This is a genomic window from Erythrobacter cryptus DSM 12079 (genome assembly GCF_000422985.1).
In the GTDB taxonomy this organism is placed as follows: Bacteria; Pseudomonadota; Alphaproteobacteria; order Sphingomonadales; family Sphingomonadaceae; genus Erythrobacter; species Erythrobacter cryptus.
This window is the reverse complement of record NZ_KE383966.1, coordinates 21,829-36,828: the sequence shown is the minus strand read 5'-3', so window position 1 is coordinate 36,828 and position 15,000 is coordinate 21,829. Positions and strand designations below refer to the sequence as shown.

The 15,000-nt window shown below is 68.5% G+C and carries 17 protein-coding genes; 10 read left to right on the top strand and 7 right to left on the bottom strand.

The window, feature by feature from the left end; translation table 11 throughout:
* Positions 1 to 30: 30 nt before the first annotated feature.
* Positions 31 to 1,872: an ABCB family ABC transporter ATP-binding protein/permease gene (locus G524_RS0112345; protein WP_027443964.1), complete on the top strand. Its 1,842-nt coding sequence runs from the start codon at positions 31 to 33 to the stop codon at positions 1,870 to 1,872.
* A 113-nt stretch (positions 1,873 to 1,985) separates the two neighbouring features.
* A complete protein-coding gene (locus tag G524_RS0112340) occupies positions 1,986 to 3,935 on the top strand; it encodes a S9 family peptidase (protein ID WP_027443963.1) in 1,950 nt (649 codons plus the stop codon).
* Between the two features lie 61 nt (positions 3,936 to 3,996).
* Here G524_RS0112340 and hslU read toward each other — a convergent pair whose 3' ends face one another.
* The 3 genes from hslU to G524_RS0112325 form a co-directional block, all read right to left on the bottom strand.
* Complete coding sequence (hslU, locus tag G524_RS0112335; protein WP_027443962.1) at positions 3,997 to 5,298, bottom strand: ATP-dependent protease ATPase subunit HslU; 1,302 nt, start codon at positions 5,296 to 5,298, stop codon at positions 3,997 to 3,999.
* A gap of 23 nt (positions 5,299 to 5,321) precedes the next feature.
* Positions 5,322 to 5,879 (bottom strand): ATP-dependent protease subunit HslV, encoded by a 558-nt coding sequence (gene hslV / locus G524_RS0112330; protein WP_027443961.1) that lies wholly within the window; start codon positions 5,877 to 5,879, stop codon positions 5,322 to 5,324.
* Positions 5,880 to 5,943: 64 nt separating this feature from the next.
* Positions 5,944 to 6,471 carry an outer membrane protein assembly factor BamE gene (locus G524_RS0112325; RefSeq protein ID WP_084625180.1) on the bottom strand — a complete coding sequence of 176 codons (528 nt, stop codon included), beginning with the start codon at positions 6,469 to 6,471 and terminating at the stop codon, positions 5,944 to 5,946.
* A gap of 222 nt (positions 6,472 to 6,693) precedes the next feature.
* On the opposite strand from G524_RS0112325, the gene G524_RS0112320 reads away from it, so the two are divergent.
* Positions 6,694 to 7,221: a ubiquinol-cytochrome C chaperone family protein gene (locus tag G524_RS0112320; protein ID WP_027443959.1), complete on the top strand. Its 528-nt coding sequence runs from the start codon at positions 6,694 to 6,696 to the stop codon at positions 7,219 to 7,221.
* Positions 7,218 to 7,757, top strand: coding sequence for a YceD family protein (locus G524_RS0112315; RefSeq protein WP_027443958.1), 540 nt, complete (start codon positions 7,218 to 7,220; stop codon positions 7,755 to 7,757). Before G524_RS0112320 ends, G524_RS0112315 begins: the two co-directional genes overlap by 4 nt.
* A gap of 186 nt (positions 7,758 to 7,943) precedes the next feature.
* Here G524_RS0112315 and ssb read toward each other — a convergent pair whose 3' ends face one another.
* From ssb to G524_RS0112300, 3 genes are all read right to left on the bottom strand, one after another.
* Positions 7,944 to 8,459, bottom strand: coding sequence for a single-stranded DNA-binding protein (gene ssb, locus G524_RS0112310; RefSeq protein ID WP_027443957.1), 516 nt, complete (start codon positions 8,457 to 8,459; stop codon positions 7,944 to 7,946).
* A gap of 121 nt (positions 8,460 to 8,580) precedes the next feature.
* The gene (locus G524_RS0112305) at positions 8,581 to 9,261 is read right to left on the bottom strand and encodes a COQ9 family protein (RefSeq protein ID WP_036857946.1); all 681 of its coding nucleotides are present in this window, start codon (positions 9,259 to 9,261) and stop codon (positions 8,581 to 8,583) included.
* Positions 9,245 to 9,886 carry an ankyrin repeat domain-containing protein gene (locus tag G524_RS0112300; protein ID WP_245561365.1) on the bottom strand — a complete coding sequence of 214 codons (642 nt, stop codon included), beginning with the start codon at positions 9,884 to 9,886 and terminating at the stop codon, positions 9,245 to 9,247. Before G524_RS0112300 ends, G524_RS0112305 begins: the two co-directional genes overlap by 17 nt.
* A 108-nt stretch (positions 9,887 to 9,994) precedes the next feature.
* Here G524_RS0112300 and G524_RS0112295 point away from each other — a divergent pair, with 108 nt between their 5' ends.
* The 6 genes from G524_RS0112295 to G524_RS0112270 all read left to right on the top strand — a co-directional run bounded on the left by G524_RS0112295 (position 9,995) and on the right by G524_RS0112270 (position 13,972).
* Complete coding sequence (locus G524_RS0112295; RefSeq protein WP_051221220.1) at positions 9,995 to 10,609, top strand: SCO family protein; 615 nt, start codon at positions 9,995 to 9,997, stop codon at positions 10,607 to 10,609.
* Complete coding sequence (locus G524_RS15965) at positions 10,597 to 11,088, top strand: YcgN family cysteine cluster protein (protein WP_051221218.1); 492 nt, start codon at positions 10,597 to 10,599, stop codon at positions 11,086 to 11,088. The genes G524_RS0112295 and G524_RS15965 overlap by 13 nt, the downstream gene beginning before the upstream one ends.
* The gene (locus G524_RS0112285) at positions 11,085 to 11,807 is read left to right on the top strand and encodes a M48 family metallopeptidase (RefSeq protein WP_027443953.1); all 723 of its coding nucleotides are present in this window, start codon (positions 11,085 to 11,087) and stop codon (positions 11,805 to 11,807) included. The genes G524_RS15965 and G524_RS0112285 overlap by 4 nt, the downstream gene beginning before the upstream one ends.
* Positions 11,808 to 11,873: 66 nt before the next feature.
* A complete protein-coding gene (locus G524_RS0112280) occupies positions 11,874 to 12,347 on the top strand; it encodes a hypothetical protein (RefSeq protein ID WP_027443952.1) in 474 nt (157 codons plus the stop codon).
* Positions 12,344 to 13,333 (top strand): bifunctional diaminohydroxyphosphoribosylaminopyrimidine deaminase/5-amino-6-(5-phosphoribosylamino)uracil reductase RibD, encoded by a 990-nt coding sequence (gene ribD, locus G524_RS0112275; RefSeq protein ID WP_342662467.1) that lies wholly within the window; start codon positions 12,344 to 12,346, stop codon positions 13,331 to 13,333. The genes G524_RS0112280 and ribD overlap by 4 nt, the downstream gene beginning before the upstream one ends.
* A gap of 15 nt (positions 13,334 to 13,348) precedes the next feature.
* The gene (locus G524_RS0112270; protein WP_027443950.1) at positions 13,349 to 13,972 is read left to right on the top strand and encodes a riboflavin synthase; all 624 of its coding nucleotides are present in this window, start codon (positions 13,349 to 13,351) and stop codon (positions 13,970 to 13,972) included.
* A 439-nt stretch (positions 13,973 to 14,411) separates the two neighbouring features.
* Here G524_RS0112270 and G524_RS0112260 read toward each other — a convergent pair whose 3' ends face one another.
* Positions 14,412 to 14,801 carry a hypothetical protein gene (locus tag G524_RS0112260; RefSeq protein WP_027443949.1) on the bottom strand — a complete coding sequence of 130 codons (390 nt, stop codon included), beginning with the start codon at positions 14,799 to 14,801 and terminating at the stop codon, positions 14,412 to 14,414.
* Positions 14,802 to 15,000 lie beyond the last annotated feature (199 nt).

Genomic DNA, 15,000 nt, shown 5'->3' with positions numbered 1-15,000 from the left:
CGGCGGCACGGCGCGCCCACATCTGCGCGGATGCCGCCCGACACCGCCCCTGCCGCCGATCCCGAACAGACTGCCCGCAGCGTGGAAGGCTGGGCGACGCTCAGGCGCTTCCTGCCTTATCTGTGGCCCAAGGACGATCCGGCCCTGCGCGCCCGCATCGTCATCGCCATGGCGCTGGTGCTGCTGGCCAAGGGCGTGACGCTCGCGCTGCCCTTTGCCTATAAGGGCGCGGTCGATGCGATGAGCGGCCCGGCGCGCGATGGCGCCCATGTCGCGCTGGCGCTGGTTGCCGCCTATGCCCTGGGGCGCTTTGCCGCGCTCGCCTTCGACAATCTCAGGAACATCGCCTTTGAACGGGTGGGCCAGATCGCCACCTTCCACCTCGCCCGCGACGTGTTCCACCGCCTCCACCAGCTCTCCCTCCGCTTCCACCTTGCCCGGCGCACCGGCGAGGTGACCAAGATCATCGAGCGCGGCACCAAGAGCATCGACCAGATGCTCTATTTCCTGCTGTTCAACATCGCCCCCACGATCATCGAGCTGATCGCGGTGGGGGTGATCTTCTACATCAATTTCGGGCCTGGCCTCGTTGCTGCCACGGCCTTCACCGTGATCGCCTATGTCTGGGTGACGCGTGCGATCACCGAATGGCGCACCAAGCTCAGGCGCGAGATGAACGATCTTGATGGCCGGGCGCTGCACCGCGCAGTCGATTCGCTGCTCAACTACGAGACGGTGAAATATTTCGGCGCCGAGGCGCGCGAGGAAGCCCGCTATGCCCAGGCCGCGCGCGCCTATGCCGAGGCGGCGATCAAGTCGGAAAACTCGGTGGGCCTGCTCAACATGGCGCAGGGCGCGATCATGAATCTGTTGATGGCCGCGGCGATGGGCTACACCGTGTGGGGCTGGAGCCGGGGGCAGCTGACGACCGGCGATCTGGTGCTGGTCAACACCTATCTCACCCAGCTGTTCCGACCCCTCGATGTGCTTGGCTGGGTCTATCGCACCATCCGCCAGGGGCTGGTCGACATGGCCGAGATGTTCCGCCTGATCGACACCGAGATCGAGGTGAAGGACGCGCCCGGCGCCCCGGCGCTGGTGGTGCGCACGCCCACGGTGGTGTTCGACAATGTCACCTTCGGCTACGAGCCGGGGCGCACCATCCTCAACGGCCTATCCTTCGAGGTCGCCGCCGGCTCGACCACCGCGATCGTCGGGCCTTCGGGCGCGGGCAAGAGCACCATCGGGCGGCTGTTGTTCCGCTTCTACGATCCGCAGGACGGGCGGGTGCTGGTAGGCGGCAAGGATATCGCCACCGTCACCCAGGCCTCGCTGCGCGCCGCGATCGGGATCGTGCCGCAGGATACGGTGCTGTTCAACGAGAGCCTTGCCTACAATATCGGCTACGGCGCCGAAGGGGCCGACGCGGCGCTGATCGAGAAGGCCGCGCGCGATGCCGCCCTGATGCCGCTGATCGCGCGCCTGCCCGAAGGCTTTGCCACCATGGTGGGCGAGCGGGGCCTCAAGCTTTCGGGCGGGGAAAAGCAGCGCGTCGCGATCGCGCGCACGCTGGTCAAGAACCCGCCGATCCTGCTGCTCGACGAGGCGACCAGTGCCTTGGACACCCGCACCGAGCAGGAGATCCTTGCCACCTTGCGGCGCATCGCCAGGGGGCGCACCACCATCGCCATCGCCCATCGCCTCTCCACCATCGCCGATGCCGACAACATCCTCGTGCTCGATCATGGGCGGCTGGTGGAAAGTGGCGATCACGCCTCGCTGCTCAGGGCCGGCGGGCTCTATGCCGAGATGTGGGCGCGCCAGGCCAGCGAACGCCAGCGCGAGGCGCTCGCCGCCGAGGCCGCGGAATAGCAGCGCTTGCCCCGCCCCGCGCAGGGCTCTAGCTCTTGCCCCAGCGCCCCGCCGCCACACGGCGGGCACCCGATGCCGGAGAGACCCCCCCAAGAGAGAGGCCTTCACAAGTGATGCCCAGACTTCGCCTTGCTGCCTTGCTGCTTGCCAGCACCGCCACCCCGCTCGACGCGCAGCAGGCTGCGCCCGATCCGGCCCCGGCCGCAGTGGTGCAGCCCCCCGCGGCGCTGACAGCCGAAGAAATGCCGCCGATCCCGCTTGCCCTTGCCGAGCGCGCGCGGCCCTATCTCGAGGCGCGCGGCGCCGGCTTTGCCGGGTGGGATCCCAAGGCCCGCGCGGTGCTCATCACCACCCGTTTCGGCAATGTCAGCCAGCTGCACCGGGTGGCAAGCCCGATGGGCGCGCGCACCCAGATCAGCTTCGAGGCCGAGCCGGTCTCGGGCTCCTATGCGCCGATGCGGGGTGATGTGATCCTCGTGCTCAAGGATCGCGGCGGGGATGAATATTACCAGCTCCACACGCTCAAGGAGGGCCGCCTCACGCTGCTGACCGATGGCAAGAGCCGCAACCAGCCCGGCGCCTGGAGCCGCGATGGTGAACTCATCGGCTTCAGCTCGACGCGCCGCAACGGCATCGATTCCGATCTTTACGTGATGGACCCGCGCGATCCGGCCACCACGCGGATGGTGCATGAAAGCAAGGGTGGCGGCTGGGCGATCATCGGCTTTGCCCCGGACAAGCAATCGGCCTATGTGATCGATTACAACTCGGTGCAGGATGCCGATCTCTACCGGCTCGATCTTGCCACCGGGCAGATGCGCGCGATCGGCGATCCCAAGGCCGAGATCGCCTATAGCGGCTTTGCCGTCGCGCCCGATGGCAGCCTGTGGGTGACGAGCGATGAAGGCTCGGATTTCCAGCGTCTCGGACGGCTCGATCCGGCCACGGGCCGCTTCACCCCGGTGACGCGCGAGGCCTGGGACGTGGACAGCTTTGCCCTTTCGGAGGATGGCAAGACCATCGCCTATGTGGTCAACGAGGCCGGGACCGATCGGCTGCGGCTGTTTGATGTGGCCAGCGGCGCGGTTACCCCGGTTGAAAACCTGCCCGCCGGCCAGATCGGCGCGCTGCAATTTGCACCCTGGGGCGAGCTTGGCTTTTCCTTCTCCAGTGCCAAGAGCGCCGCCGATATCTGGTCGCTCGATCCCAAGACCATGGAGCTGACCCGCTGGACCCAGAGCGAGACCGGCGGGCTCGATCCCGCGGTGAATGTCGAGCCGCGCATCCTTTCCACCAGGAGCTTTGACGGGCTCGAGGTCTCAGGGCTGCTCTATCTGCCCGATCCGGCACGCTTCCCGGGCAAGCGCCCGCTCATCGTCAGCGTCCACGGCGGGCCCGAGTCGCAATCGACCGCGGGCTTCTTGGGCCGCAACAACTACTATCTCAACGAGCTGGGGATCGGCCTGTTCTATCCCAATGTCCGCGGCTCGACCGGCTATGGCAAGACCTTCGTCAGCCTCGACAACGGGCCGTTCAAGCGCGAGGACGCCGTGCGCGATCTGGCCGCACTCATCGATGCGGTGCGCGCCGAGCCGGGGGTCGATGCCGATCGGGTGGGGCTGACCGGCGGCTCCTATGGCGGCTACATGTGCTATGCCGCCGCGGTGCAGCTCAAGGACAGGCTGGCCGCCACGCAATGCACCGTGGCGATCAGCAATTTCGTCAGCTTCCTTGAGAACACCAACCCCTATCGGCAGGACCTGCGTCGGGTGGAATATGGCGATGAGCGCGTGCCCGAACAGCGCGCCAAGCTGATCGAGATCAGCCCGCTCACCCGGGTTGCCGAGATCGACAAGCCGATGTTCGTCATCACCGGGGCCAACGATCCGCGCGTGCCCAAGTCGGAAGCCGACCAGATGGTCGCGGCGATCCGCGCCAAGGGGGGCGAGGCCTGGCACCTCATCGCCGCCGATGAAGGCCACGGCTTTGCCAAGAAGGCCAATGCCGACTACGCCTTCCTCGCCCAGCTGCTGTTCTGGGAGAAGCACCTGCTCGGCAACTAGGGTCTGGAGCAAGGGCGCACCCCCGCCGCACCGCAGATGACGCGCGCGGCGGGGCGCGTGCTCAAAGGATATATTTGGACAGGTCGCTGTTGCCGGCCAGGCCCTCGAGCCGCGCGGCGACATAGGCCTCATCGATGGTGATGGTCTCGCCGCGGTGATCCTCGGCGGCAAAGCTGATCTCCTCGAGCAGCCGCTCCATCACCGTCTGCAGCCGCCGCGCGCCGATGTTCTCGACGCTGGCATTGACCTGCGCGGCGATGCGCGCGATCGCGGCGATCGCCTCCTTGGTGAACTCGAGCCGCACCTCCTCGGTCGCCAGCAGCGCCGAATATTGCGCCACCAGATTGGCGCGGGTCTCGGTGAGGATGCGCACGAAATCCGCCTCGCTCAGCGCCTTGAGCTCGACCCGGATCGGCAGGCGGCCCTGGAGTTCGGGCAGCAAATCGGACGGCTTGGCGACGTGGAAGGCGCCGCTGGCGATGAACAGCACGTGATCGGTCTTCATCGGCCCGTGCTTGGTCGCCACGGTGGTGCCCTCGATCAGCGGCAGCAGATCGCGCTGCACCCCTTCGCGGCTGACCGAGCCGCCGCGGATGTCGCTCACCGCGATCTTGTCGATCTCGTCGATGAAGACGATGCCGTTGGTCTCGGCATTGGCGAGCGCGGCGCGGGCAACATCATCCTGATCGAGCCGCTTGTCGGCCTCCTCCTCCACCAGCCGGTCCCAGGCCTCGGGCACCTTGAGCTTGTGGCGACGCGCCGGGCGGCGCCCGAGCGCCTTGCCCATCATGTCGGAAAGATCGATCATCCCGATTTGCCCGCCCATCGCGCCGATGTCGAAGGGCAGCGCCGGATTGGCCTGCAGCTCGATCTCGACCTCGACATCGTTCATGGCATTTTCGACGATGCGCTGGCGGAAGGCCGCACGGGTCGCCTCCGAGGCGTTCTCGCCCACCAGCGCATTGAGCAGGCGCTGCATCGCCGCTTCGGAAGCCGCCTCGCGCACCGCCTCGCGGCGGCGCTCCTTCTCCAGCCGGATCGCCTCCTCCACGAGGTCGCGGGCGATCTGCTCGACATCGCGCCCGACATAGCCGACCTCGGTGAACTTGGTCGCCTCGACCTTGATGAAGGGCGCCTCGGCCAGCCGGGCAAGGCGGCGGCTGATCTCGGTCTTGCCGCAGCCGGTGGGGCCGATCATCAGGATGTTCTTGGGGGTCACCTCGTCGCGCAGCTCGGGGCCGAGCCGCTGGCGGCGCCAGCGGTTGCGCAGGGCCACGGCCACGGCACGCTTGGCCTCGGCCTGGCCGATGATGTGCTCGTCCAATGCGGCGACGATCGCCTTGGGGGTAAGGTTCTGGGTCATGGAGCCGTGTGGGAAGGGGCTGGTCAGACGGTCTCGACCGTCAGGTTGCCGTTGGTAAAGACGCAGATCTCGGCCGCCACCGCCATCGCCTTCCTGGCGATGACTTCGGGATCGGCCTCGTAATCAGCCAGCGCGCGGGCCGCGGCGAGGGCGAAATTGCCGCCCGATCCGATCGCGGCGATATCGCCCGCCGGCTCGAGCACATCGCCATTGCCGGTGAGCACCAGCAGCGTGTCCTTGTCGGCGACGATCATCAGCGCCTCAAGGTTACGCAGATATTTGTCGGTGCGCCAATCCTTGGCCAGCTCCACGCTCGCACGCATGAGCTGGCCCGAATATTGCTCCAGCTTCTTCTCGAGCCGTTCGAACAGGGTGAAGGCATCGGCGGTCGCCCCGGCAAAGCCGGCGATCACCCGGCCATCGCCAAGGCGGCGCACCTTCCTGGCATTGGGCTTCATCACGGTGTTGCCCATCGACACCTGCCCATCGCCCGCGATCACCGTGGTGCCGCCGCGCCGGATGCCGATGATGGTGGTGCCGTGCCATGTTGTGAGGCCATGGGCCTGGGGATCGCTGCTCATGCCCGCCAATATGGCGCGCAGGTGCAGGCGTTCAAGCCGTGGCCCTGGCAACAGGGGAGGGCGCTTATTGCCCGTTAGGCCCGCCGCCCGGCGCGCCGCCCAGCCCGGTCGATCCGACCTGGCCGATATTGCCGAACAGGTCTTCAAAGAAGCCGCGTTCGCGCCCCAGGGTCGGGGTCTTGTCGCCATGGGGATTGAGGAACACCACCTGCTCGGGCCCGCTGCGCTCGACCGCGAGCACCCGGCCGGCCGTATCGAAGCGCACCGCCAGCACGCTGTGTTCGCGGATGCGCGGGCGGGTGAAGGGGCGCTGCGCGGTGATCGAGGAGATGTAATACCAGGTCGGCGTGCCGAACTGGCTTACAAAGGTGGGCCGGCCGAGCGTGCCTTCCACCGATCGCTGGTTGTCGATGCGCGGCTGGATCGCATCGGTGAGCACCGGATCGACGATATAGCCGCGCGATTCGCGGATCGAGCTGCAGGCCGGCAGCGCCAGCGCCGCGCCTGCCAGCACCAGCGCCGCGCCCAGCCTGCCCGCGCGCGCGCGCCCACGCCCCACGCTGCGCCGCCCGTGATTGCCTGCCCTGATCATCGTGATGCCATCCGCCTGTCCGTGCTTTGTTGCGCCTTGCGCTTTAAGCGGCCCGTCGCCTGCTGGCAACGCGGCATGTCGAACCGCCCTTGCGCAGCCGGGTTGAATGGTGGTTGAACGCGGCGCGGGTTTGTGGCTTTGCCGTGCTGGCGGTGCGCCGCCCCGCAGCGGCGCGCCGGGCCGTGCCCGCCGTGATCGCTCTTGCTTGCAAAAGGTCGCCCGATGTCCTTCCTCTCCCGCCTGCTCGGCACCGCTCCCGACCCGCGCGAGAATCTGCGCCCGCTGTGGCACCGCGTGATCGAGCTGGCGCGCGATCCGGCCTATTACAGCGATTGCGGCGTGGCCGATTCGGTGGCCGGGCGCTTCGACATGATCACCGCGGTGCTAAGCGTGGTGATGGTGCGCATCGAGGCCGCCGATCTGCGCGCCGAAAGCGCGCTGCTGGCCGAGCTGTTCGTCGAGGACATGGACGCCCAGCTGCGCCAGTTCGGGGTCAACGACGTGGTGATGGGCAAGCGCATCGGCAGGCTGATGAGCGTGCTCGGCGGGCGGCTGGGCGCCTATCGCGGCGCGCTCAATGCCGGGGATCGCGCGCGCCTGACCGCTGCGGTGGCGCGCAACGTGACCTTTGCCGAAGACGCCGACGAGGCGCGCGGCGCCGCGCTGGTGGCCGAGAAGCTGATGAAGCTCTCCGAGCGCCTCGCCCGGGCGAGCGATGCCGAGATGCTGAAGGCGAGCGCGATCTGGTGACGGGCCCCCTTCCCCCTTCAGAGCTGGCGCGCATGGTGCGCGCCCGGCCGCTGCCGGGCGGGCCGGTGGTGATCGAGGCCAGCCCTGCCGAATGCGCCGCGCTCGCCGCGCGCTTCGGCCTTTCCGCGGTCAATTGGCTGCGCGCCGAGGTGCAGCTTGCCGAACGTGGCCGCGCGGTGCGCGCCACCGGCACGCTTGCCGCCGAGGTGGTGCAGCCCTGCGCGGTGAGCCTTGAGGATTTCACCGTCAGCATCACCGCGCCGATCGACCTCAAGTTCGTACATGAGGCCGGGCGCCCGACCGCCGCGGATGAGAATGCGGAAATCGAGCTTGAAGCTGATGATTGCGACGAGATCGCCTACGAGGGCGAGATGTTCGACCTCGGCGAGGCCGTGGCGCAGACGCTTGGCCTTGCCATCGATCCCTATGCCGAAGGGCCCGATGCCGATGCCGCGCGGGCGGCGGCCGGGATCCTGCGCGAGGGCGAGGCGCAAGGCCCGCTCGCCGCGCTGCTTGCCGGGCTGAAGAAGGACTAGCCGGCGCGAGGGGTGCAAGGGGGCCATGCACCCCCGTCGCCTCCCCGGCGGCAGGCTCTTGGGGAGCGCGTGCCGCCACAGCCCCAGGCGGAAGGTGGCCACACCCGGTGAGGAAATTGCGGCGGGTGGCGCAGATGTGCCGCGCTCCGTCCGCGCGCGCCCTGGCGCTCGGCCGGCGCCGCGCGCTCAGAACGGGATGTCATCGTCAAGATCGTCATAGCCGCCGCCAGCCGGCCCGGTGTCGAACCCGCCGCCGGCAGGCGCGCCCCCGCCATAGCCCGGGGCGCTGCCACCGGCGCGGCCCCCGCCGCCGCCACCCATTCCGCCACCACTCATGCCACCGCCGCCGGGCGCCCCGTCGAGCATGGTGAGGTTGCCATTATAGGGTCGCAGCACCACTTCGGTGGTGTAGCGATCCTGCCCGTTCTGATCCTGCCACTTGCGGGTTTCGAGCTGGCCTTCGACATAGACCTTGCTGCCCTTGCGCAGGTAGCGCTCGGCAATGCCCACCAGCGCCTCGTTGAAGATCGCGACATTGTGCCACTGGGTGCGCTCCTGGCGCTCGCCGGTGTTCCGATCCTTCCAGGTTTCCGAGGTGGCGATGCGCAGGTTGGCGACCTTGCCGCCATTGCTGAACGTGCGCACTTCCGGATCGGCGCCGAGATTGCCGATCAGCATGACCTTGTTGAGCGAACCTGCCATCGCTGCGTCCCTTCCCTGTCACATATTCAAGCGCCGCGCTGATGATGCGCCGCGAATCCGTTGGCGACAATAGGCCAGGGTGCCGGCCAGCGCACCGGCGGCGGGGCGCACAATCCCCGGATCAGCGCGCCGGATAGCGCAGGCGGCCGAGAAAGCGGGTGAGGCTGGGCAGTTCGCGCTCGCGCCCGAGGAACTGGGCCTTGGCCTTCTCGAAGCGCATCACCCCCTCGATCCGCCGGTCGAGGAAGGCGTAGGTTTCGTCCTTGCCCTCGCTCTCGTCATTGACGAACACCGCCAGGGTTGCCGCATAGATCCCGGCAAGGATGGCGCGCTTGGTGTAGTGGTTGTAGTCCGTGGCGGTGTCACCGGCGAGCCGCCACATGATATCGGCGCTGCGCCAGCCCAGCCGCGCCGCGCGGGCGGCGTTGTGCGGCTGCGCCATCACCGCCAACGCGCGGCGCAGCGCTTCCTCGAGCGGGGCCATGGTCTCGAGCCGGAAGGCCACCAGCGTGCGGATGCGTTCGCGCACCTTGAGACTGGCGAGCCGCTCGGCCGGCCATTCGGCCGCCATCGCCTGATCGATGCTGGCGATCCAGGCATCGATCATGTCCATCGCCTTGGCGCCAGGAAAGGCGAGCCGCGCCACATCGACATCGCACCCGGCCATTTCGGCCGCGGCCACCAGCGCCGCCTTGCCCCAGCCATCGAAGATCGCCGAGGCGGCGATATCGGGGGCAAGGGCAAGGCGCAGCTCATCGAGCGTGAGATCGGCAAAATCGGTCATGTCAGAAGGACGGCCCATATTCGCGCTTGGTTCCCGCCTCGGCGCGCTTCTTGTCGGCATTGTCGAATTCCTGCTTGAGCGGGGCATTGCCGCTCAAGAGGTTCATGTAATCGCGCGCCGAGCGGCCCGAATTGTCAGGCCGATCAGGATCGGCGCCCTTGTCGAGCAGCAGCCGCACCATCGGCACGTTGCGCGCGTGCACCGCGGCGATCAGCGGGGTTTCGCCGGTCTGGTCGGAAATATTGACGTTGGCCCCGCGCTTGATGAGGATTTCCGCGCCATCGACAAAGCCCAGCGCCACGGCCAGCTGCAAGGGGGTTATGCCCTTGCGATTGCGGATATTGGGATCGGCCCCGTTCTCGAGCAGGAAGCGCAGCCACAGCGTGTCGCTGCGCGCCACCACGATGTGCAGGCCGGTATCGCCCGAGGTCACATCGCGGGTGTTGACCAGCTGGTTGCCGGGCTTGTTGAGCATTTCGGTGGCCTTGTCGCCATCGCGCTCCTCCACCGCCTTTAGAAACTGATAGCCTTCGGACTGGAACTGGGCCGCCGCCGGCGCCGCGGCCAGCCCGGCGATGAGCAGCGCCAGCGCCGCGGCGATCGGGCCGCGGGCAGTGAGCTTGCGCAAAAGCCTGAGCGACACGGTTTGATCCTTTCGCAATAGCTGTCACACTTGCGCGTGAGCATGCATCTGGGGCATCCGGCAAGAACCCGAGGCCCTGCCCCTTCACGCGTACAACGTTAGCAGAGCATGAACCCGATCAACAAGCCTTCCCCCCGCCGCCTCACCGCCCTCATCGCCGCCGGGCTGATCGGCCTTGCCGCCTGCCAGCCCGCCGCCCCCGGCGCGGGCGAGCCGCCGCTGGCCGGCGCCGCGATCGGCGGGGATTTCACCCTCACCGCGAGCGACGGGCGCAAGGTGCGCTGGGATGATTTTGCCGGCAAATATCGCATCGTCTATTTCGGCTACACCTTCTGCCCCGATGTCTGCCCCACCGACATGCAGCGCGTGGCCCAGGGCTTGAAGGCCCTCAAGGCCAGCGCTCCCGACAAGGCGGCGCGGGTTCAGCCGATCTTCATCACGCTCGATCCGGAGCGTGACACGCCCGAGGTGGTGGGGCAATTTGCCGCCGCCTTTGCGCCCGAGATCATTGGTCTCACCGGCACTCCGACCGAAATCGCCGCGGTGGCCAAGGCCTTCAAGGTCTATTACGCCAAGGGCGCCCCGGTGCCGGGTGGGGGCTATCTCGTCGATCATTCGAACATCGTCTATCTCTTCGACCCCGAAGGCGAGCCGCTCGCGACCCTGCCGGTGGACCAGGGGGGCGATGCCGTGGCCGCGGAACTGGCGCGATGGGTGAGCTGAGAGCGCGCTTCTGGGAACTGCCGCTCGAGGCGCTCAGCCGCAGCGAATGGGAAGCGCTGTGCGATGGCTGCGGGCGCTGCTGCCTGCACAAGCTCGAGGACGAGGAAACCGGCGAGGTGCACGACACCAACATCGCCTGCCGCCTGCTCGATCCGGCCACCGCGCGCTGCCGCGACTATCGCAACCGCAAGGCCTTTGTGCCCGATTGCCTGCGGCTCACGCCGCGCATCGTGGCGACGGTGCACTGGCTGCCCTCGACCTGCGCCTACCGCCTGCGCGCCGAGGGGCGGCCGCTGCCCGGCTGGCACTATCTGATCAGCGGGGATCGGCACACGGTCGAGGAGGTGGGGGTTTCGGTGATCGGACGGGTGGTGAGCGAGACCGAGGCCGGGCCGCTCGAACACCATATCGTCGAATGGCCCTCGCCGCGCCTTGCCCGGGGCGGTGAGGCGGGTGAAGCGGAGAGAGCGGCGGAATGATCGACTGGCTGCGGCGCCTGCCGGCCGAGCCGGAAATCGAGATCGCCGGGCGGCGGCTGCCGATCGTGCTGCGGCGGCTTGGCCATGCCCGGCAGCTGACGCTGCGCCTTGCGCCCGATGGCAGCGCGGTGCGGATCACCCTGCCGGCCTGGGCCGAGGCGCGCGAGGCGATCGCCTTTGCCCATGCCCGCGCCGAGTGGCTCGAGGCCCAGCTCGCCCGCTTGCCCGCGCGCGCCGCGCCCGAGCCGGGCGGCACGCTGCTCTATCGCGGGCGCGCGCTGCGCATCGCGTGGGAACCATCCGCCCCGCGCCGGCCGCTGGAACTCGGCGAGAGCCTGCGCCTCGGCGGGCCGCGCGAGGGGCTGGCGCGGCGCCTGCAAGCCTGGCTCGAGGCCGAGGCGCTGCGCCTCGCCGAAGCGGACATGCGCGATTATTGCGCCGCGGCCGGGCTGGCACCGGTGCCGGTCGGCCTCACCCGGGCGCAGCGGCGCTGGGGCTCGTGCTCGGACCAGCGCCGCATCCGCATCAACTGGCGGCTGGTGCAGGCCCCCGATGCGGTGCGCCGCTCGGTGGTGGCGCACGAGGTCGCGCACCTCGTCCACTTCGATCACAGCCCGGCCTTCCACGCGCTGCTGGCGCGCCTGTTCGAGGGCGATATCGCCGCGGCCGACCGCTGGCTCAAGGCCCATGGCCGCAGCCTCTATGCCGCCTTCGGCTAGGCGGGCGCGCGGCGGGTTTGCCCCCGCGCCCTTGGCCAGCGCCGGGTGCATGCCTATAAAGGGACCATGCGCATTCCCACCCGTTACAACCCGGCAGCCGGCCTGGCCGATTTCTGGAACGAGATCCGCCGTCCGCATCCCTATCGCTGGCCGATCCTCGGGCTTTCGACCCTGCCGGTCGCGGGGATGCTCTATTGGGGGGTGACGGGCACCACCGTCTATGGTGAGCCGGAGCGGCCAGAGGTGACCTATATCACCACGCTCGAGGCGGCGCGCAGCGATGCCGAGATCCTTGCCGAGAACCGCGCCAACCAGGCGATCAAGGATCTGCGCGCGGCCGAGGAGGCGCGCATCGCCCGGCAGAAGCGCGAGATGTACAAGGCGCTGGGCCGGGCGACGGGCATGGATGTCGATGCGATCGAGCGCAAGGCCGAGGCCGAGCGCGCCGCGCGCGAAGCCGCCGAGGCGGCCGAGCGCAAGGCGCTTGCCGAGGCTGCCGCCGCCACCCGCGCCGCAAAGGCGGAAGGCGCGGCCCCATAGCTGCGCGCGAGACACCTTCTGACAGCGCCTGGATGGCCGCCGCGGCCCGGCTGGCCGCGCGCGCCCGCCCGCTTGCCCGCCCCAATCCGGGGGTGGCAGCGCTGGTGGTGCACGCGGGCCGGCTCGCCGCGCGCGGGGTGACCCAGCCGGGCGGGCGCCCCCATGCCGAGGCGATGGCGCTCGCAGGCCTTGCGCCCGAAGTTCTTGCCGAAGCCACGCTCTATGTCACGCTCGAGCCTTGCGCCCATGCCTCGCCGCGCGGCCCGGCCTGTGCCGATCTCATCGCCGCTGCGGGGGTGGCGCGGGTGGTGATCGGCCAGCGCGATCCCGACCCGCGCACCGCCGGGCGCGGCATCGAGCGGCTCGAGGCGGCGGGGATAGCGGTGCGCCTCCTCGATGATGCCGCTTCCGCCACCAGCCTTGCCGGCTTTCTGGCCCGCCAGCGGCGAGGGCGCCCCCATGTCACCTTGAAGCTTGCCATGTCGCTCGATGGCTGCATCGCGCTTGCCGATGGCACCAGCCGCTGGATCACCGGCGATGTCGCGCGCGCCCATGTCCACGCCCAGCGTGCGCGCCATGATGCGATCCTGGTGGGGGGCGGCACCTGGCGCGCGGATGCGCCGCGGCTCGATGTGCGCCTGCCCGGGCTCGCGGCGCGCAGCCCGCAGCGGGTGGTGCTGACGCGCGGGGCCGCGCCCGCGGGTGTCACCGCGGTCGCCACGCCCGCAGCGATCGCCGACCTTGCCGGGGTGCTCTATCTATATGTCGAGGGCGGGGCCGAAACCGCGGCGGCCTTTCTTGCCGCCGACCTCGTCGATGAGCTTCACCTCTACACCGCCCCGATCCTGATCGGCGGCGAGGGGCGGCGCAGCCTCGGCGCGCTGGGCCTTGCCGATCTGGAAGCCGCGCACGGGCGCTGGCGGCTTGCCGAGCGGCGCGAACTTGGCAGCGACAGCTTCGCCGCCTATTGGCGCGCGCGCAGCTAGAGGAAATTGCGGCCCATGTTCACCGGCATCGTCACCGCCATCGGCACCATCACCGCCGCCGAGCAGCGCGGCGACCTCAGGCTGCGCGTCGCCGCCCCGCTCGATCCGGCGCGGATCGAGATCGGCGCCTCGATCGCCTGTTCGGGGGTGTGCCTCACCGTCGTTGACCGCGGCGGCACGCCGGGCGATGCCTGGTTTGCGGTCGATCTCTCGCAGGAAACCATCAGCCGCACCGTGCCGGGACGCTGGCAGGTGGGGGCGCGGCTCAATCTCGAGCCCTCGCTCAGGCTCGGCGATGAACTGGGCGGGCATATCGTCACCGGCCATGTCGATTCGGTCGGCGAGGTGGTGATGGTGGCGCCTGCTGGAGACAGCCGGGAGGTGGCGATCCGCGCCAGGGCAGAGCTTGCCCCCTTCATCGCCGAGAAAGGCTCGATCACTGTCGATGGCGTCTCGCTCACCGTTAACAACGTGCGCGACCGGGCCGATGGCGCCTGCGACTTCCTGCTCAACATCATCCCCCACACCGCCGCGGTGACGACGCTGGGCGCGCTGGCCGAGGGCGATAAGGTCAACCTCGAGATCGACGTGCTGGCGCGCTATCTCAAGCGCATGCAAAGCCTCGCCGCGCGCGCCTGAACCTCAGCGCGCGGGGGGCGATCAATTCTGATTGAAAGGCGCTGCCGGGGCGGCGGTGGCGGAGACGGATTCAATCAAATCTATCAACTAATCGTCTGATTAAAAGACACTTGATCAAACGATCCGAGAAATAATACCCCGATAAACACCCCGACTTTCAACGCCGAAGTGAGGGCCAAGGTTATCCACAAGACCGGCGTCCTCTGTCGGCCCACCGTGTGCGCTCATCCTGACCGCTGTGGCTTAAGCGGCAATGACTCAGCCTGTAAACAGTTGATCTGTTTAATCGCGCTCACCCCGCCCCCACACCCAGCCTCGCGCGCTGGATGGCGCACCACGCGAGATGGGCGGCAAACAGCCTGCGCTGCTCCTTCGGCGCACAGAAGGAAGCGGCGAAGATGACCCACATGGCCTGGGCCTCAAGCGGTGCCCGGCGGTGCTAACGCTGCGGCGGTGCACCGGGTCCTGGCATATTGAGCCCGACAAGCGTGCCCGCCTCGCCGAGCTCGTGCTCGTCGGCCTGGAAGGCGATGACGGTGTTGTCCGGCAGTGCCCAGGCAAGGAACTCGGCATCGGTTGGGCGCAGCGACATGGCTTGCGGCTTGTCCTGCGGATCGACCGGATGCCGGCGGAGCAGCACTGTGGCGTTGGCTGGGATGGAACGGACCACACCCCAGAGGATATCGACAGCGTCATCATCCGGATCGAAGACATGGTGCGCGAGCTCGAAGGACACATCGCACGAGGAGCGGACAGTGACCGTGAACCGCGCGAGCGTGCTGATGGCCGATCGCGGGTCCGTGTCCGGGAGGGTGCGGATGATCGCCAAGGATGTAAGCCTGTAGATTTCCGTTGAGATTTGACCCGGGATTTTCATCGAGAAGTGACCCGGGTTGTTGTTAGCTATGTCCGCTCGGACTTGTGTTTGGTCAAGGGCTGGACGTTCTCCTTTCTGGTTTTCCGCTGGGCGGCAGATGCCTTGAACCGGAAGCTATCGTTACCGGTTTCGAGGATATGGCAGTGGTGGG